Below are 18,818 nucleotides of genomic sequence, written 5' to 3' on the forward strand. Positions count from 1 at the left end.
CTGACCACTGATTAATGACTACTAACTACTGACTAAGAACATTGGTTAGATAAGGATTTCATATTTTACAGCTTCCTGGTAACTGACAAAAGAGGCAAATTGCTTGCCAAATTTCTTCGGTGACATTACCTAAACCATGATCGCTGTCGAGTTCTACCAACTCCACCCAAGGACGTGACAAAGCAAAGTCTCGACTGGCTGCAATGGGAATGACTTCATCTTTTTTGCCATGCAATATCAAAGTAGGAATGGGACGTTGTAAGAGTTCCTCTTGGTATTGAGCAGCATCTGTGACAAAATCATAACTTAAAGGTAGCGATCGCCCTTCTCCGTAGTGGTAAACCATCAGATATTTTTCCCTTTGCCAACGTTGCACCTCTTCATCTCCTAGCTTGGGTAACCAATGAGATAAAAACCCAAAAGCTGGTGCTAGCAAAACGAGGCGTTGCACTTGTGGGTATTGCTGTCCTAAGTAAGCAGATGTTAAGCCACCTAAACTTGAGCCAATCAGGGTTACTGGCACAGAACTATCAGGAAATTCTGCTGCAACTTGAGTTAGCTGACGAGTAATTGTTAAGTGGGAGAAGTCGCCAGCATTGAGATCGGGAATTGTTAAGTTTGTCTGAATTTTAGCAAAGCGATCGCTTATATCCTGCGCTTTGGCAGATTTAGGACTAGAAGCAAAGCCATGAAGATAAATGTAATGCAAGGTTCTAAATAATTAGGAATGAAAACTTCAGAATTATTAAGTTATCGTCTGTTGATAAATATTAATATATCTTTATTACTGCTATCTTAGAACTCTGATTACAGCATTGTGACGAATTCTTTTGCAGTTGAAGTATGCATAGTAAATTATGATTGCTAGTTGCTAAGGCCCTGGAGTCGTAGTTTGTGGCTGGCTGGGTGTAGATTCTGGAGTCGTAGTTTGTGGCTGGCTAGGTGTAGATTCTGGAGTTGTAGTTTGTGGCTGGCTAGGTGTAGATTCTGGAGTCGTAGTTTGTGGCTGGCTGGGTGTAGATTCTGGAGTCGTAGTTTGTGGCTGGCTGGGTGTAGATTCTGGAGTCGTAGTTTGTGGCTGGCTGGGTGTAGATTCTGGAGTCGTAGTTTGAGTTTGCGATTGGCTAGGTGTAGATTCTGGAGTTGTAGTTTGTGGCTGGCTAGGTGTAGATTCTGGAGTTGTAGTTTGTGGCTGGCTGGGTGTAGATTCTGGAGTCGTAGTTTGTGGCTGGCTAGGTGTAGATTCTGGAGTTGTAGTTTGTGGCTGGCTGGGTGTTGACTCTGGAGTCTTTGTTTGAGTTTGCGATTGGCTAGGTGTTGACTCTGGAGTTGTAGTTTGCGATTGGCTAGGTGTTGACTCTGGAGTCTTTGTTTGAGTTTGCGATTGGCTAGGTGTTGACTCTGGAGTCGTAGTTTGTGGCTGGCTAGGTGTTGACTCTGGAGTCTTTGTTTGAGTTTGCGATTGGCTAGGTGTTGACTCTGGAGTCTTTGTTTGAGTTTGCGATTGGCTAGGTGTGGACTGCTGTGAGCTGGTTTGAGGCTGTGTTGGAGTTTTACTAGAATCAACACGAGTGTTATTGTTCTGGGTGTTTAGCTTGCTATTGTTACCATTTGTTTGACTCTGCTGCTGAGTATTTGTAGAGGGTTGTCCTGGATTTTTTGAGGAGTTTGTTGACGAATTCTCTGTGATAACTTGATTGCTGTGCGAATTTGAAGGACTAGTTAACTGGACAAAAGAGGGATTTTCAATTACTCCGTTGCCGGTTATTGGTGGCTGTGCTTTCAAAGCCGCAGCAGTTTCAGATCGGACGCTAGTAATAGCATGATCAAGTGTAGGTGCTGGATTTTGCCTATTCAAATCAAGTTCACGAACCAGCTCACTTGTTTCATAAAAATCTCTCAAATCAAAATCATAGAAGCTCTGAAATTCACCTTTAACTAAAACTATCAACTGCCCTGCTTGCAGCACCTGAGTTTGAGAAGCGTCTTTGTTATAAACTTGAATGCCGCTATTGGTGAGCGCACCAACAATGGTGGTGTCTGTTTGTTTGTTGTAGCGCACAAATAAAGCTGAACCACGAATTGCTGCTGCTGCGCTGGGCGTTTGTATGCGTGTTCGCCCCCTTCCAGGGGGAATGAGTAGTAGCACAGTTCCATTGGATAGTCTAAAGTCGCGAGTCTTAGGCAAAAATTGAAATACTGCCTGTTCCCCAATTCTTGCCAACGAGCCATCGTTGAAACGCAAATCTGCTAAAGATGCTCGACCAGTTGATAGCCCATCCCCAGGAATCATTGCATCTAATTTCTTTGCAGGACGGATTTTTTGGTTATCTCTGGGTATCAGTTGCACCAAATTTCGGAGATTCTGAATCTCAGCTCGTGTCAGAGGAGTTAGGGCACTTGCCCGATTTGACAAAGGCAGCAATATAACTACCCATAAACCAATAACTGACAGTAGAAACGATTTATAAAACATAGTTTAGATATTTGTAAAAATCAACTAATAACAGCCAAGTTGATTGATAAATAGCATTTTCAAGGTTCAAGTCTTTGAATTGTAATCATGAGTTTTTTGGGTAAATTTATCTGAAGTTTAGTGTACATTTAATAGATTAAATAGACAAGAAATACATTCCATTAATAGAATTACAAAAAGTGGAATATCCAATTAATAAGATTAATAAGAATGATATTCATTGTGGTGTATCAGGACTAGTTGCCGCTAGTTCTTCCTGATATTTTTGTAGTATATTTCTATTATCATTCAATTTTTTGGGTAATTCTCAGTTTATTTTCAAGGTAACTCACTAGTGAAATTACAGTATAGTTGAGTAAAAATTGTACTGTCTGATGCGGAACTTATGATGCAGTTTGTGAGTCTATCTCTGCCAAACGCAAACAACACCACCCAAGATGCATCTTAAGAGTTGGACAATTGTGTTTTTTGGGATTTTATTAGCCTCCAGTGGTGGAAGCTGGTGTTGCATCAGGGTAGACGTGGCAACAGCTGTAAATAAACAGCTAGGGACTGATAAAGAGCAGCTTGCAACGACAACTAAATCTCTAACAAGTACACACATAATTCATCTGCGATGCCAAAGATGGGAACTAGATGCAATTAATTCTTGTGACCAAAAGTCCAGTGAGTCAGAAAGTTCAGACTTACATAGACCATTAAATCTGACACAGCAACCAACAACAACTGATCAAGTTCCAGCACCAACTGAAGAGATTAAGGATACTCAACAGCCAAATCAACCACCACAAACTGAAGAGATTAAGGATACTCAACAGCCAAATCAACCACCACAACCAGAAGTGCAGCCAAGGGATTTTCCTAACTCTTCTCCAGAATCATCTAGTGAAGAACTGTTGAATACACCTGAAATAAATCAGTTTGAAAGACTAGAAAAACTTTGGCAGCAGTTGCAAGAGCAAAAACTGCCCCCTGTTGAGTCTGATAGTAGCGAATTAAGGTTGCGCCTACGGCCAAGACCCTTAGAACAACTACCAGCACCACGGACAGAAGCACCCGTAGCGAAGTTGAAACCCATAGGTTCTCTCAAGGCTCGTGTAGGTTACTTCCAGACAAGTAATATTTTTTCCTCAGAGAATAATTCCATAGAAGATGCTTTAATTGTTTCTGGACTGAGGTTAACCTCTGCTTATTTTCCGATAGGGTCTAAAACTTATGTAAACGGATCAATAGATGGAAACATAATTCGTTACATAAATCAATCAAAATACAATTATAACCAAATAAAATTTAACGTCAGTATTTATCAGCAGCTATCACAACGAATGTATGGACAAATCAGTTGGAGCAATCAACAGTTATTTTACGCCAACAATAGCGATCGCTCAGATAGCTATAAAGCTGGCGATCGCTTTTTAAACGAGAATTCTCTACAACTGACTTTAGGACGGCGAGACCCCCTAACTTCAAGATTGATGCTAGATAGCTTCTACGAATTAAGTGTGGATTTTGCTGACCCCCAAAGTCGTAATCGGGTAGAAAATTTTCTTTGGCTTTCTTTGAACTACTACTTAGAAAAACCTCTCCAAGTTGGTCTGAACTACCAGTTTAACTTCTCAGACTTCACCCAGCGCGACCGAGAAGACCAATTTCATCGGCTATTTGGGAACTTAAATTACCGAATATCCGATTCTAGCAATATGAATGTCCAGGCTGGAGTTACTTTGGGTAGTTCTACAGCTCCAAATATTGATTTTGATAATTGGTTCTTCAGTATCAATTACAATATAGAACTAGGTCGGTTTTAATCAGAGTGAAGAGTTATGAGTTTTAATTCTTCACTCCTCACTCTTAACTCCTAACTACAAATAAGAACACCAGTCACTCCAGCTACCAGCATAGAGTTTTCCCGTGTGGATACCAGCGAATTCTAGAGAAAGTAAATTTACACAAGCAGTAACGCCAGAACCGCAATAAACTAAAATTTCTGCTGCTTTTTCCAGTTTTTCCCAGCGAAGACGTTGCTCACTTTGAGAAATTACCTCTCCTGAAGAGTTTGTAACTTCCAGCCAAGGATAGTTAACAGCACTGGGAATATGACCAGCAATTTTATCAATAGGCTCCCGTTCACCTCGATAGCGATCGCTTTCTCTAGAATCGACCAAAACTACTTGCGGTAAATCTTTTCGACTTTTCACAGCTTCAATGTCTACTACCAGTTGTGTTTGTACCTGGGGAATAAAAGTACCAATCTGGGCTTGAGGAATGACATCTGTAATGGGATATCCTGCTTGTTGCCATCCACTAAAACCTCCGTTGAGTACTGCTACTTGCTCATGTCCTAGGTAGCGCAACAACCACCACAGACGAGCTGCAAAGGCAAAGCGAGAATCATCATAAGCTACAACCAGAGTTTTTTGAAAATTTACCCCAATTGCTGCTAATTTATTAGCTAAATCATTGGGGTTAGGTAAAGGATGTCTGCCGCCATGTTTTCCCACAGGACTAGAAAGATCCTGATTCAAATCTAGGTAGTAAGCTCCTGGAATATGACTTGCTTCGTATTGCTGTTTTCCTAGTTGTGGGTCTGCTAAAGAAAAGCGACAATCTACAATAACAACTTTTGGATCTTCAAGATGTTCCAAAAGCCAGGCTTGCGAAACAAAAAATTGGTTGTCAGTCATCAGTCCTTATCTCAGTTTAGAATGCAAAATGTCAGACTTGAATAATTTTCAACCTCAGCTAACAGCAGATGGTTCTTTCACATTTTTTTCTCAAGAGTTTAGTGAATCATTTCACAGTCATTTTGGAGCCAAACAGGAGAGTTATTTCAAGTTTGTTGCTCCTACACAGTTGGCTCAAGTTGCTCAAAAACCAGTTTTGCGACTATTGGATATTTGTTATGGTCTAGGATACAATACAGCAGCCGCTTTAGAGACGATTTGGGCAATTAATCCGAATTGTCATGTCGAATTGATTGCTTTAGAACTAAATCCATCAGTACCACAAGCTGCGATCGCCCATAACTTATTCGATAACTGGAACTACCAATACATTGCAATTTTGTCGCAACTGGCTTTTAAGCAGCAATTCCAAACAGATCATCTCAACGCAAAGTTATTAATTGGCGATGCGAGAACCTCAATTCAACTAGTACATCAATTAGGCTTCCAAGCAGATGCAATTTTTTTAGATCCCTTCTCACCACCACAGTGTCCTCAGTTATGGACTGTTGAATTCATTAAACTAGTTTCGCAGTGTCTACATCCAGATGGCATTCTAGCGACTTATTCGTGTGCTGCTGCTGTACGTACAGCCCTTTTGCTAGCTGGTTTGATCATAGGTTCCACCCCACCTGTAGGGAGGCGATCGCCGGGTACCGTTGCAGCCTATCGAGGAGATGGGGAGATTGGGAGGGGGATAAATAAAAGTATGTTTTTCCTCCCTTCCCCCCTCGCCCCCTCCTCCCCTGATCGCCTACTTCCTCTCTCCCAAGAAGAAAATGAACACTTGCTAACTCGTGCTGCTATTCCTTACCGCGATCCGCAATTGAATGATCCTGCTCATGTCATAGTGATGCGGCGACGACAAGAACAAGAAACTTCTTCACTTGAGCCTACCTCCCGTTGGCGAAAACGATGGTTGTCAGTCAATCAGGATAATAAGTATATGGAAACTGACTCTAATACCAATTTTCCAAAAGAAAGCGACAGATCCAAACCAGCAAACCCCAATGAAATCTGATTTAGTACCCAATTACAAAATAATCGTAAAAATTTTTTACAAAATTTTAGATTCTTTCTAAAACTTTAATGGTAATTTTTTGTATTTAAATTACAAAATACAAAATAAGTATACAAAACTACATTTTGATATTTAAATTTGATGTGTGTTATGAGTTACATAAATTGATGATCAAAAACACGGGTGCTAGTAAAGCAGTATAAAAAAATAAAGCTCAATTTGCTAGTCTTGGATTTGAATTGAGCAATTACAATGTTTTATAGCGCTACTATGTTAATAAATCTCAGTGAAAAACCTGATTTAACATTTGCATTAATTTATCATACTGGAATGAAAAGCAAGGAAATCTGGCAGCAAAATTATCGTAGCAATCTTGTGGGTTTTCTCGTAACACACAAAAAATATGATGTCTATTCTTTAAGCAAGCAGCTTTGTCTGGTTAATAAAGCTTGCTGTAATGGCAAATCTAATATGGTCAAGAACTAAACTTGTTTTTGCAGTCGAACACTGTTAACTTCTTTATAAGATTGGGGTGTCTTTGTGATTCAATGGAGTTCCAAGAGTCTAAACTCTACTGAACAAAATATTATTGGGTCAAACTGCCTAAACACAGTCAATAGTATCAGTTCAAATCAGGCCTTAGGATTACAAAACTTAGAAGGCTATTCCTTGGGCTTATCTAAAGAAGACCTTTTGCTGGAACAGAAACAGGTAGAACCATCTTGGATAAAACCTGATACTGGTTCTGGTTACGATTCGTTAATATCTGGAACTCCACAAGGCAAAGGCTCTCAAGTGAACGGCTTTGATTCAGGACTGCCGAAAGTGTTAGTGGTTGATGACCATACAGCAAGTCGGATGACTGCTGTTGCTTTGTTGTCTATGGAAGGCTACGAAGTTATAGAGGCAGACTGTGGTTCTAAAGCAGTAGAACTAGTGACACAAAAACAACCGGATCTGATTTTGCTAGATGTAATGATGCCTGGAATGGATGGTTTTGAGGTCTGCCAATTACTGAAGCAGGAAGAGCATACTAGGCTGATACCAGTTATTTTTATTACAGCATTAAATGATAGGCGATCGCGAATTCGGGGAATTGAAGTAGGAGCAGATGATTTTCTGACCAAACCCTTCGACCGTGTGGAATTGGCAGCGCGTGTTAAGTCTTTAGTGCGCCAGAAGTGTTTGAACGAAGACTTAGACCACACCGAAAAAGTGCTGTTTTCCGTGGCTAGGGCAATAGAAAGCCGCGATCCAAATACAGGCGACCACTGCGAAAGGTTAGTAAAACTAGGACAAGCTTTTGGTGAATACCTCAATCTCTCACGCCACCAAATTCGAGATTTGATGTGGGGTGGTTATCTTCACGATATCGGCAAGGTGGGCATACCCGATGCCGTGCTACTCAAACACGGCAAACTCACGCCAGAAGATTGGGAAATTATGAAACAGCATGTTGTAATTGGGGAAAAAATCTGCCAACCATTACGCAGTATGCGCGGTGTAGTTCCTATTATTCGCCATCACCATGAGCGCTGGGATGGTTCAGGATACCCCGATGGACTCAAAGGGGATGATATTCCTTATCTAGCTCAAGTATTTCAGATAATTGATATTTATGATGCACTGACAAGCGAACGACCTTACAAAAGAGCTTTGACCTTTGAAGAAGCATTACAGATAATGCTCGAAGAAACTCTTTTAGGTTGGCGTAATCCCAAACTCATGCAGCAGTTTGCAGAGTTTATTGGCTTCTACCAGGAAAAAGAGTAGTCAGGAGTCTGGATAAGGGGATGAGGGAGATGGGGGGATGAGGGGAATAATTAATAGACTTCTTGCAGAAGTGGGGAAAAGGGTAAGGGGTAAAGGGGAAAGGGCTAATAAAAACCCTTTTCCCTTTAACATGAGTCCCTTTCCCCCTCTTGCAAAAGTAACTTTTGCAAGAGGTCTAATGACTAATGACTATTGACTATTGACTCCCGTCTTTTTTGATAGTTTCAGTCTGTGATAATTAGCTGGTATGATTTGAGCCTAAATCTGAAAGTACCAAGCGCGAAAGCGCTATTCACTGATAGCTGATGGCTAATTATGGTAGTTGTAGCAATTCTAGCGGCGGGACGCGGCACAAGGATGAAATCACACTTACCCAAGGTGTTACATTCATTGGGTGGGCGATCGCTAGTAGAAAGAGTTCTCGAAAGTGTAGAACCACTGTCGCCTTCACGACGGATAGTGATTGTGGGATATCAGGCCGAAGAAGTAAAAGCAGCCATGCAGTCAATACCCAGCTTGGAGTTTGTGGAACAAACTGTACAACTGGGTACAGGTCATGCTATCCAGCAATTACTTCCTCACCTTGAGGGATATACCGGAGATTTGCTGGTACTCAATGGTGATTTGCCGTTGGTACGTGCCCAAACCCTCAAAAAGTTATTGCAAACTCATCAAGAAAATCACAACGCCGCTACTATCCTCACCGCCCATTTGCCTGAACCTAAAGGCTACGGGCGGGTTTTTTGTAACGGTGAAAATGTTGTACAGCAAATTGTTGAAGACAAAGATTGTACTGCTGCTCAAAGACAAAATCGTCGCATTAATGCTGGGGTTTACTGCTTTCGTTGGCAGGATTTAGCAAGGGTTTTACCCCATTTAGAAGCCAATAATGCTCAAAAAGAATACTATCTCACCGATGCTGTCACCCAAGTTGGACAAGTTATGGCAGTTGATGTGGAAGATTACCAAGAAATTCTCGGCATTAACGACCGCTTGCAACTAGCAGCAGCATACGAGATTTTGCAGCAACGGGTTAAGGAAAAATGGATGATAGCAGGTGTCACTCTTATAGACCCTAACAGTATCACAATTGATGAGACTGTAAAACTGCATACAGATGTGATTATTGAACCCCAAACTCACCTGCGAGGAAACACTGTAATTCAAACGGGGAGTCGTATTGGGCCTGGGACATTAATTGAAAATAGTCAGTTAGGTGAAAATGTCACAGTGCAATATTCTGTGGTGACAGATAGTATTGTCCAGGCAAAAAGTAGAATCGGCCCTTATGCCCATTTGCGTGGTCAAGCGCAAGTGGGTACTGGTTGCCGTGTGGGTAATTTTGTGGAATTGAAAAATACCAAATTAGGCGATCGCACTAACGTGGCACATTTGTCATATTTGGGCGATACGACTACAGGTACTAAGGTCAATATCGGTGCAGGCACAATTACTGCCAATTATGACGGCGTAAACAAACACCCCACAAAAATAGGCGATCGCACTGCAACCGGTTCCAATAGCGTTTTAGTAGCTCCTGTAACCTTGGGAGATGATGTCTATGTGGCAGCTGGTTCGGCTGTCACCGAGGATGTTCCAAATGATTCTCTGGTAATTGCCCGTAGCCGTCAAGTAGTTAAACCAGGTTGGCGTAAAAAGCAGAAAAGTCAAGAGTGAGGAGTGAGGAGTGAGGAGTGAGGAGTTAGGAGTTGGGAGGTAAAAATTGGTGGGTCGTATCATGTCCGGCTAATTACTTACGATATAGTCGGTTTGCCTGGTAATGGGTAATGGGTAAGATGTGATGACTAATAGTAAAATCCAATTACCAATTACCAATTACCAATTACCAATTACCAATTCCCAATTACCGACCTCCACAGATATCATAAGTGTTTAAACGGACATCATCTAACTCCTAACTCACAAAATACAACCAATTTCTGTACCATCTGGCAGTTCTAGGGTATCGTCAATCTTTTCACCGTTGTGATAGGCGGCGAGTAAGACTTGGCTAGTTTTACCCCAAGCGATCGCTCCTGTTACGTCTAGGGCGATCGCTCCAAAATCCCGCTGATTCTGGGTAGCTTCGGCAAATGAGCGTTGCATGGCGTCTTTGAGAGACATTCCATCAGTTACACGCACCACAACCCTTGGCGCTAAACACTCATCGATAATATCTTCACCAATACCAGTGCAGCTAACCGCTGCATGATTAGTAGCATAATTACCTGCTGGCATAGCAGAATCACTTACCCTACCAATACGCTCGAAGCCTTTGCCACCTGTGGATGTGCCAGCAGCTAGATTGCCATAGGTATCTAAAGCTACTACGCCAATTGTACCGCGTCGGGAATTACTAGTTTCTGCTAATTCTGGTTCAGCAACCACATTAGCCATTGTGCTTTTAAAATTATCTTGACGCTCCTGTATCCACTCTTGTAACCGCAACTCTGTTAAAGCGTTATAAGTGGGAAGTTGTAATTCTCGCGCCAATTCAGCTGAACCGTAATCTGACAGTACGCGGTCTGGTGAATTTTGTAGGAATTGCGCCAATTCAATAGGATTTTTCACTCGCGATACATTAATGACACCGCTAAAGCGTCCTAATCTACCATCCATCAGAGACGCACTCATACGGATTTGGCCATCAGATTGCAACACCGAACCAGTACCAGCATTAAAGCGGGGGTTATCTTCTAACAATTGACACCCCTGTACTACTGCGACGGAAGCATTTACTCCTGACAGTAAAAGAGCATACACTTGTTCTACTATTGTGTGGAGCGATCGGCGCACCGCCTCTAATCCTCCTTTACCGTGGAGAGAACTACCTGCTCCTCCATGAATAATTAATTTAGGTTGCACCTGTAAATTCATTTATATTTTGCCTTATTTGTTGTCTATGTTGCCGTTGGTTGGATTATGAGCATCAGAACGGCGACGACGGCAACGTTCTGAGCAGTATTTCACTTCGTCCCAGCAATCTTGCCATTTCTTACGCCAAGTGAAGGGACGTTGACATACCGGACAGATTTTTGTAGGCAAGTCAGACTTAGAACGAGCGCGTCCCATATGAATACTGTGCAGGTGAGAAGTTAGTTGATTTCTGAGATCTGGAAAATAATTATAACCAGTTTATTACGAAGGGAAGATACTTTTAGCAGCTCAATGTGGCCCTAATCCTCCCATAGAGTTAGCTTTCAACAGCCATTAGTCATTAGTCAACAGTCATCAGTCAAAACTGACTAAAGATTGTTACCAGCTAGCGGTAACACCAAGCGACTGACTACACGACTATCTGGTAATTGATAAAAATGCAATTCTCCTCCCCATTGCTGCATGAGATTTTGGCAGATTAGCAGATGTAAACCTGGTGGCTGGTTGAGTTGGCAAGGAGCAAGCACATCTTTGGGTGTATTGTCATTTAGGGCTGCTAGTAGCTGTGGTTCAATGATGCCGTTATCGGTAATCGATAGTTCTAACAATCGTTCATCTAAACGCCGACACCAGATATCAATCCTGCTACCGCTTTGAGAACGCTCACAGGCTGCAAGCAACAATTCATGAAGAACTAATTCAAATTTGACAATATCACCAGCGATCGCCATTGAGGATGGATAGTCTGAGGTTTGAATTCCTTTAACTAATGAAGAACTGTTTGCTGCATCCTGTTCTCCAATGGATTGTCCTAAACCATGCACACCTACCCACAGTTTGTGTTGCTTGAATAAAGTATCCACTCGTTCGAGCGATCGCTTCAAAAAACTAGCTACGGGCATAGTTTCCCAACTCTGATGCAAATGCCACTGCTCAAGTTTCACTAGCCCACTCATGGATGCTGTTGTGTGGTCTAACTGCCGCAGCAATAGCTGGTAGCGCGTCTGAGTTAATTCATTTGTAGGAATACCCAAATCATTTATTTGACTCAGTACTAAGGTTGTTGTTCTCTGGATTTCCTGTAGACGACGGTGTTTATACCAATTGAGTTGTTGTAATTCCTGGGTTGTGGACTCTAAAAGTTGGATAATTTGCTGGTGACGACGTGACCAAGCTAATTGAGTCACAAGAGTTTCTGTGGCATTGAGGCTTTGTTGTGACCATTGGCGTTCTCTACGGTCTGCTATCAACACTACCCCAGTGGGTTTATAATCAGCAGCAGTACGTAAAGTTATGAGTAAAATTTGACCAATACCAGGCCCATTCAACCATTTTTTAGTTTCTGGGGGTAAATCGTCTACATTCAGACTGAGATAATTGTCTTGAGCAAGTGCCCACTGGATCAAAGCCTCTGATTGGATGGGAACTGGTGCATTGGTGCTGACACCAAACTTACTATCTGCAATTACCCCTGGTATAATTTCTGCATTAGTTTCACCAGTTGACCAAGATAAGAGTAATGTCAAGGGACAATCAAGAATATATGCTATTTGTTCTAATACTGTACGTTCTAAATGCTTGGGAGCGATTTTTTCGCTCTGGGCTGGTTCCAGAATACGTAGACATTTCTGAATACTGAACAAAAATTTTTGCTGAGCCTCAGTATCAGTGTGCAGTTGCCACTGACGAACAATTACACCAATCTGTTGACTAACGATCCACAGCAGTTCTTTTTCTAGAGTTGTCCAAGTGCGATAGTTTTCATGGGCAAGGACTAAAAGGGTTGTTGGTGTATGACTTTGAGTGCAGTTACAAATTAGCAGCGATCGCACACCATTTTCTAGCAAGGATGGACGCCAATTCACAAACCGCAAATCTTCGTTTAAGTTCTCTACCTCCACAGCAGTTTTTGCAGACTTCAATAGTTGCCCGTCTATTTCTTTGAGGACATGGAAAACAAATGTTAAAGGTCTGCGATTTTGAGGTTGACTTTGGTAAACAACTTGATAGTTATTCTGTTCAGGGTGGTACTGTAATAGTAAAAAGCGAGTGGCGGCTAGTCGAGCCAACACTTTTGTCGCACAATTTTGTAAAGTTTCCTGAAGGTTTTGCTGGCTATAGATGGCTTGGGCGACTTGGCTAGTGAGATGGCTATCATCTTGGATTTGTTGAATGGTGCTTTCCATACTGTCAGTAGGAGCAACCAAAGAAATTAAACCCGCAGCACCTAAGACAAAATTTTTATCCGCCTCCGTCCAAATTCGAGGTTCATTGCCTTCTACTGCGAGAAAGCCCAGTAGGTCAGTTTGCCACATAATGGGTGCTGCCAACAGCGATCGCACCCGCAAGCGTTGCAATAATTTACCTGTAAAGTGGCTTTTGAGTGAACTACGTGCATCACCTATCCAAACAATTTGATTCACTGCTAAAGCATAATAAAATTCGCTTAATTCCTGTACTGTAATGCCTGCTGCTGGTTGTTGATTGCTAGAATCACGGCCGATGTTAACCAGCTGATTGCTCATCCGACACCAAAAGTAACGCCCTTGCCGTTCAAACCAATAGATATTTGTCCGGTTGGGCGAGATAAATTGATGTGTTGTCTCTACTACTGCTTTCAGCCTTTGATCAAGATTATTTAAGGTGCGTAAATTTTCTAATAACTGTAATAATGGCTCGTCAGGGCGCTTGGTTTGCTTTTGCTGTAAATCTATCTCATGTTGATAAAGTACTGCCCCTAGTTCGCCCAAAACCATCATCAACCGGGCTTTTGCTTCTCCTGAGAGTAAGTAACCCCAGCGATCGCAACCTAGTAATAGCACGCCTAAACAGCGGTCTTTGTAGCGAATTGGTAAAAAAACTGTTCCCTGAATCTTAAATTTTTTGCCAACTTCTAGCCATTCTGCGGCACGAGTTTCGGTTTGCAAATCGGCTATGCCCAAAGGACGCTGTTCAATCACTACTTGCTCTAGGAGATCGCCAGAATTGAGGATAAACCGTTTGTATAACAATCTAGTGTCACCATCCGGTATAATACCTCCTTTGCCAAACAATGTGTGCTTTAGGCGATCGTAAAGCGCAATCCAAATTAGGTTGTAGTCAAACTGCTGTTGAACATAAGAAATAGTAGTTTTAATCAGAATTTCAACATCATCCTCTTCTCTGAGGCTTTGCAGGACTTGTCCCAAGGCCTGGATCTGCTGTTCGGCGGCTATAGTTTTTTGTGGCTGCCCCATCTGATAATTGGTTTACATAACTTGTAATATATAAGATGCCCAAAAAAGCATCTTAAGTTATAGGCTCTTGCACTAATCGTGAAAAGCGTTAGTTGTCAGTGGTCAATTGTCAGTGGTCAGTGGTTAGTGGTAAACCAGTCTCGTCTTAAAGGTTTTGTATATGATCAACTTGCGCTAGCAACCAAAGAGTATGACTCAAAAGCTCAATAGCAACTAACAACTGACAACTAACAACTAACAAATGGATATTTATCAAGTCGCAATTCGTCCGTTTTTGTTCAATCTGGTAAAGACAGATCCAGAGTGGTTACATCAAAAGACGATTCGCAGCCTCAGCTGGCTATCACATACTACTGGCCGTCCTCCTGCTAGTTGGCTCAACCACAGCCTACAACAGTCCTTATGTTTGCGCGATCCACGTTTAGAACAAAATCTGTTTGGGTTACACTTTCCTAACCCCGTAGGTTTGGCAGCTGGGTTTGATAAGGATGGAGTTGCTGCTGGTATTTGGTCGAGTTTTGGTTTTGGCTTTGCAGAATTGGGTACTGTGACGTTTGTAGCACAACCAGGAAATCCTCGTCCACGCTTGTTTCGCTTACCTTTAGATCAAGCTGCACTTAACCGCATGGGTTTTAATAATAATGGTGCGGCGGCTATGGCAGCACAGTTAGCAGAGACTAAACAGCAGTTAGCTTGGTCAATACCCATAGGTATTAATTTGGGTAAATCAAAGATTACGCCCTTAGAAGCAGCAGCAGCAGATTATCTCAATAGTTTTCGCTTACTGAAGGAGTTGGGCGACTATTTTGTAGTTAATGTTTCTTCCCCCAATACTCCAGGGTTGCGATCGCTTCAGGATGCTTCCATGCTCAGTGCTATCTTGGATTTATTACAAAAAGAAAATTATGCACAAAAACCAATTTTTGTCAAGATAGCACCTGATTTGGCATGGGAAGCGATCGCGGACATTATTGCCATAGCTAAAAGCTACGAATTGGCGGGAATTATAGCTACTAACACCACCATTAGCCGCGATCGCCTGAGAACTCAAATCATTGAGCAAACTGGCAAATCACCTCAAGAGGAAGCCGGCGGAATTAGCGGGGCGCCATTGCGCGATCGTTCTACTGAGGTAATTCGTTTTATTTGGCAGCAAACCCAAGGGCAAATCCCAATTATTGGAGTAGGTGGCATTTTTTCACCTGAAGACGCTTGGGAAAAAATTACTGCTGGTGCTAGTTTGATCCAGATTTATACAGGCTGGATTTATGAAGGCCCGATGATAGTACGTCGAATTCTGGCTGGTTTGCTTTCTAAATTAGAACAGAATCAATTAAATTCCATCACTGAAGCCGTAGGCTTAGAATCAAAAATTAAAGTTTAATTTTTAATTTTTAATTCTTTAGCCTTCTTCCAGTGGAAAAAACTCCTTGGTTTTTTCCGAAAAAGTCCAAGCAATACCATCTGGATCGCGGCTGCGACTCCATTCTGGAAATTCTGGATCGTTTCGCCGTTTGTATACAGTACTGGAATATACATTCAACCGTTTAGCTAGTTCCGATTGGATGAGAGAACCAAAAACTAGCTGTTTTGCCAGATTTGGTTGCGCTTCCGTATGAACTCCTGGTGGTGGTAATTCCGCTTCTGCTTCTTCTTCCAGTGGCGGCGGTGGCGGTGGTGCTAAAAGCGATGGCTGCACCAACGTCTGAGACGAACGAGCATTTGTACTAACAGCTTGAGCAGGAAGTTGTTTAACAGGCTCGCTACTATCGAGTATATTGCCCAGAATACTCGCAGTTATAAAGTAATAAACTTCACCTCCTTCTTCAGAGTTGATGAAACTGGCACCGAATTCTGAAGCTTTCCCATCTAGGTAGCGTTTTGCAGCTGGGCCAGGAAAATTGCCTCTCAGCGCCAAGTCTACAGGCGTAATCTTGCCCTGGTTTTCCCGAATTAACTGATGGAAAATTGGGTTAACTTTCTGACACCATTGTTGCCATTGATATTGTTGCCAAATATTGAAAGCGATCGCCAGCACAATTAGCGCCAGCAAAAATTTCCAGGTAGTAACCAGGAAAATAATCAAAAATGAGATTGGCAAAAGTAGAACGAGAAAAGCCTTCCCGTTGCCTTCTAGTAATTTTTCACTCATGCCGATTCTTGACCAAGTGAATTTTTGCAAATGATATACTATCTTGGCAAAAATTGGGTCACTTTTTTGTATCGTTTGGCAAAGTTACGGCAAATTTATCGGCAAAAGCATAACACAGTCTAGTTAAATGTTATGTTTTTACCACTCTAATGCACATACCAGCGACGAAACATTAGGCAAAAGTTTTTGCCTAATACCCAATAAACCATGTCTAACAGGTTGAGAACAAAACCCGAAAACATTCTCTTTTCTTAGTGTCTTAGTGACTTTGTGGTTAAAAAATTTCCTCTATAACCACGAAGACACGAAGACACCAAGGTAAAGAGCCAAAAGAGCTAGCCCCAGCGTTGGCTACTGAGAAAAAATTCTCATAATTGGCTTTCTAGACACTTGACATCTAGTACTACTAATACTACAATTGTAATACAAGCTGATGTTCAAAAGAAATTAACTTTCAACCTAGCCAATAGCTGGGGTGACAAAGAATTTTGAATGTCTAACTTACAACTTTAATATGTGGCGGATAGCTCAGTGGCACAGCGCTAAACATCCTTATTCACACCTTGCCTGAAAAGGCCGAAGAATCGAGGGTTATCGATTGGGTTCGAGAGGTCGCAGGTTCAAATCCCGCCCTGCTACACAAATTAGTGCTGAGTGCTGAGTGCTGAGTGAAAAGTTAAGAGTATAGAGTGAAGAGTTAGAAATTTTAAATTGAAAAATCTTTAACTTTTAACTCTTAATTCCTAACTCCTAACTCCTAACTATTAACTTCTAACTTTATTTTGTGGCAGGTAGCTCAGTGGGTAGAGCGCCGAAAAATATCCTTGTTCACCCCTTGCCTGAAAAGGCCGACGAATTAGGGTTATCGCCTGTTAAGCCGGATGTCGCAGGTTCGAGTCCTGCCCTGCCACCTTTCATTTTTGCCCGTAAGGGCTGGGAGATGAAGCCATGAATTACAACTTCTTCACTAAAAAGAAGACAACCACACCACAATCACAGCCTATCCCTGGACGAGAAGCCGAGATGATTCAAGGACGTTCCGGTGGTTGGATGTTTGACGCTGGCATTTGGAAGATGCTGCGCCGTTGTCTTTTGGTTGGTACAGCAAAAAGCACATACTATGCTGGTAAGCAAGAATTAACTGAAGATTTTGTAACGGTTGTCAGACAAGCTGTTGCTGAAAATCCCAGCCGTGTAGCCGAAGAAATTCTCTATGCTAGCGACGGACGCGCCATCAATAACAGTGCTACTATTCTGGCATTGGTACTACTATCTATGGCCGAAGCACCACAAGCAAAACAGGCTTTTGGTGAAATCTTTGGGCAAGTTGTCCGCACTGGTAGCCACTTCTATGAATGGTTGAATTACACCAAATCTTTGCGAGGATTTGGTAAGGTGGTGCGCGAAGCTGGTAAAACTTGGCTTTCACGAGAAGATGTGAAAGGTTTAGCTTATCAGTTGTTGAAATATCAACAGCGTCACGGCTTCTCTCACCGAGATGCATTACGGTTGTTCCATGTCAAACCACCTACAGAAAATCATCGTCAACTATTTGAGTGGGTAGTTAAAGGCTGGGAAGATTTGCCAGCAGAAATCCCTTCTGAAGCATTGGCGCAGATTTGGTGGTATGAGTGGCTGAAGCGAAATCCTTCCGAAACTCATGAAGCGATTTTGCAAGGACGCTTAACCCACGAAATGGCTGCACCTGTAGGCAAGATGGATAAACAAGCTTGGCAATTGCTATTTGCAGAAATGCCAATAGGTGCAATGCTGCGTAACCTGGGTTCACTCACAGAACTGGGTGTGTTGCGAAGCGATGAAAGTACTAATTTATCGCGTGTGGAAGCAGTTCTCAATAACAAGGAACATCTGCGTAAAGGTCGTATCCATCCGATTGATGTGTTGAAAGCACTCAAAACTTATGAATCTGGAGGAAGATTAGGACGTAGCCAAAAGACTTGGAAACCTGTTTCTCGCATTGTGGATATTTTAGAAAAAGCTGTGGAACTGTCTTTTGATGTTGTGCAACCCACTGGCAAAGTGTTCATGCACGCCGTAGACGTTTCCGGCTCAATGGGTAGCTTAGTTGCAGATATGGGGCTAAGTTGCTGTGAAATAGCCACCACAATGGCACTGGTGACAGCAAAAGCAGATAAAAACTATATGATTCGCGGCTTTGCTACTGAATTCCGGGAATTAGGGATCACCGCTAAAGATAGTTTTAGTTCTGCTGTTTCCAAAGCTAGAAATCAAAACTTTGGGGGAACTGATGCATCTGTAGCTTACGACTGGATGATTAAGAATCAGTTCAAAGCAGATGTAGTCTGCTTTTGGACTGACAGTGAATCATGGGCTGGATATCAGCATCCTAGTCAAGCGTTGGCGAAGTATCGTAAAAAGGTGAATCCCAACGTTAAGGCTGTGTATGTCACTCTCACACCTTACCGCATTACTTTGGTAGATCCTCAAGATCCATTGTCTTGGGATTTGGCGGGGTTCGATCCAGGGACACCGCGGATCATCCAGATGCTAGCTACGGGTGAGTTGTAAGAACGGCTGA

General features: G+C 42.2%; 13 protein-coding genes and 1 tRNA gene. 7 read left to right on the forward strand and 7 right to left on the reverse strand.

Annotated elements, in window-relative coordinates; all coding sequences use genetic code 11:
• Positions 1-58: 58 nt before the first annotated feature.
• Together I8748_RS03455 and I8748_RS03460 are read right to left on the reverse strand one after the other, a co-directional pair.
• Positions 59-709 carry a YqiA/YcfP family alpha/beta fold hydrolase gene (locus I8748_RS03455; protein ID WP_198123274.1) on the reverse strand — a complete coding sequence of 217 codons (651 nt, stop codon included), beginning with the start codon at positions 707-709 and terminating at the stop codon, positions 59-61.
• A 162-nt stretch (positions 710-871) separates the two neighbouring features.
• Entirely contained in the window at positions 872-2,476 is a 1,605-nt protein-coding gene (locus I8748_RS03460; protein WP_198123275.1) for a FecR family protein, read from the reverse strand.
• A gap of 437 nt (positions 2,477-2,913) precedes the next feature.
• On the opposite strand from I8748_RS03460, the gene I8748_RS03465 reads away from it, so the two are divergent.
• Positions 2,914-4,284, forward strand: coding sequence for a hypothetical protein (locus I8748_RS03465; protein ID WP_198123276.1), 1,371 nt, complete (start codon positions 2,914-2,916; stop codon positions 4,282-4,284).
• Positions 4,285-4,338: 54 nt separating this feature from the next.
• Here the strand turns inward: I8748_RS03465 and I8748_RS03470 are convergent, their stop codons facing one another.
• The gene (locus tag I8748_RS03470) at positions 4,339-5,160 is read right to left on the reverse strand and encodes a sulfurtransferase (protein ID WP_198123277.1); all 822 of its coding nucleotides are present in this window, start codon (positions 5,158-5,160) and stop codon (positions 4,339-4,341) included.
• 28 nt (positions 5,161-5,188) lie between these two features.
• Between I8748_RS03470 and I8748_RS03475 the strand changes: the two genes are divergently transcribed.
• The 3 genes from I8748_RS03475 (at position 5,189) to glmU (ending at position 9,670) form a co-directional block, all read left to right on the forward strand.
• Positions 5,189-6,220 carry a tRNA (5-methylaminomethyl-2-thiouridine)(34)-methyltransferase MnmD gene (locus tag I8748_RS03475; RefSeq protein ID WP_198123278.1) on the forward strand — a complete coding sequence of 344 codons (1,032 nt, stop codon included), beginning with the start codon at positions 5,189-5,191 and terminating at the stop codon, positions 6,218-6,220.
• A 540-nt stretch (positions 6,221-6,760) separates the two neighbouring features.
• Positions 6,761-7,993: an HD-GYP domain-containing protein gene (locus I8748_RS03480; protein WP_198123279.1), complete on the forward strand. Its 1,233-nt coding sequence runs from the start codon at positions 6,761-6,763 to the stop codon at positions 7,991-7,993.
• A 315-nt stretch (positions 7,994-8,308) separates the two neighbouring features.
• A complete protein-coding gene (glmU, locus tag I8748_RS03485) occupies positions 8,309-9,670 on the forward strand; it encodes a bifunctional UDP-N-acetylglucosamine diphosphorylase/glucosamine-1-phosphate N-acetyltransferase GlmU (RefSeq protein WP_198123280.1) in 1,362 nt (453 codons plus the stop codon).
• A 243-nt stretch (positions 9,671-9,913) separates the two neighbouring features.
• Here glmU and I8748_RS03490 read toward each other — a convergent pair whose 3' ends face one another.
• The 3 genes from I8748_RS03490 to I8748_RS03500 all read right to left on the reverse strand — a co-directional run bounded on the left by I8748_RS03490 (position 9,914) and on the right by I8748_RS03500 (position 14,106).
• Complete coding sequence (locus I8748_RS03490) at positions 9,914-10,870, reverse strand: isoaspartyl peptidase/L-asparaginase (protein ID WP_198123281.1); 957 nt, start codon at positions 10,868-10,870, stop codon at positions 9,914-9,916.
• Positions 10,871-10,882: 12 nt separating this feature from the next.
• On the reverse strand, positions 10,883-11,065 hold the full coding sequence (locus I8748_RS03495) for a DUF2256 domain-containing protein (protein ID WP_096557914.1): 183 nt from the start codon (positions 11,063-11,065) through the stop codon (positions 10,883-10,885).
• Positions 11,066-11,238: 173 nt separating this feature from the next.
• A complete protein-coding gene (locus tag I8748_RS03500) occupies positions 11,239-14,106 on the reverse strand; it encodes a sensor histidine kinase (protein WP_198123282.1) in 2,868 nt (955 codons plus the stop codon).
• A 241-nt stretch (positions 14,107-14,347) separates the two neighbouring features.
• On the opposite strand from I8748_RS03500, the gene I8748_RS03505 reads away from it, so the two are divergent.
• Positions 14,348-15,490: a quinone-dependent dihydroorotate dehydrogenase gene (locus I8748_RS03505; protein ID WP_198123283.1), complete on the forward strand. Its 1,143-nt coding sequence runs from the start codon at positions 14,348-14,350 to the stop codon at positions 15,488-15,490.
• 18 nt (positions 15,491-15,508) lie between these two features.
• Here the strand turns inward: I8748_RS03505 and I8748_RS03510 are convergent, their stop codons facing one another.
• On the reverse strand, positions 15,509-16,258 hold the full coding sequence (locus tag I8748_RS03510) for a hypothetical protein (protein WP_198123284.1): 750 nt from the start codon (positions 16,256-16,258) through the stop codon (positions 15,509-15,511).
• A gap of 785 nt (positions 16,259-17,043) precedes the next feature.
• On the opposite strand from I8748_RS03510, the gene I8748_RS03515 reads away from it, so the two are divergent.
• A tRNA-OTHER gene (locus I8748_RS03515) sits at positions 17,044-17,169 on the forward strand.
• Between the two features lie 37 nt (positions 17,170-17,206).
• The gene (locus I8748_RS03520) at positions 17,207-18,808 is read left to right on the forward strand and encodes a TROVE domain-containing protein (protein ID WP_198123285.1); all 1,602 of its coding nucleotides are present in this window, start codon (positions 17,207-17,209) and stop codon (positions 18,806-18,808) included.
• Positions 18,809-18,818 lie beyond the last annotated feature (10 nt).

Source organism: Amazonocrinis nigriterrae CENA67 (genome assembly GCF_016056305.1).
Taxonomy (GTDB): Bacteria; Cyanobacteriota; Cyanobacteriia; order Cyanobacteriales; family Nostocaceae; genus Amazonocrinis; species Amazonocrinis nigriterrae.